At 45.8% G+C, this 437-nt stretch carries 2 protein-coding genes; both read left to right on the top strand.

Features of this window, described 5'->3' with window-relative positions; all coding sequences use genetic code 11:
• A partial coding sequence (locus tag PROVRUST_RS18835) for a head completion/stabilization protein (RefSeq protein WP_006816517.1) occupies positions 1–260 on the top strand: 260 nt, incomplete at its 5' end.
• Positions 257–437 (top strand): tail protein X (locus tag PROVRUST_RS18830; protein WP_006816516.1); only part of this gene is annotated, 181 nt, incomplete at its 3' end. The genes PROVRUST_RS18835 and PROVRUST_RS18830, both read left to right, overlap by 4 nt.

The raw sequence follows: 437 nt of genomic DNA, 5'->3' as shown, positions 1-437 counted from the left end.
AGTCGCTTGAGAGTGTGCCTGCCATAAAATTACATGAGGGCGAATCCTCAGAGTCCGAGCTCATTTATCTTTATCGCCGCGCTGTATTTTGCGGTGCGAAAGCCAATATCACTGAGCGATATCGTGATATTGATACCACGCCTAGTGGTAGTAAAAAAGCCGATGCGCTTGAGCCAAATATTGATGATTTGCAGCGTGATGCGTTATGGGCAATCCAGCGAATCAAGGGCGCAACACATAACATTGTTGAGCTGATATGAAGATTAGAACAATTCAAGGTGACACCGTTGACGCTATTTGTTGGCGATTTTACGGAAGAACGATGGGAATGACTGAAGCGGTTATGTTAGCAAATCCTAACTTAGCAGAGCATGGTGCGGTTGTTCCCGCTGGAATATTAATTGATATGCCAGAAGTGACGTCAGAGCCAACGCGAC

This window comes from Providencia rustigianii DSM 4541, from assembly GCF_000156395.1.
In the GTDB taxonomy this organism is placed as follows: Bacteria; Pseudomonadota; Gammaproteobacteria; order Enterobacterales; family Enterobacteriaceae; genus Providencia; species Providencia rustigianii.
Note: the sequence above shows the minus strand (reverse complement) of the source record. Positions and strands in the feature narration are given on the sequence as shown.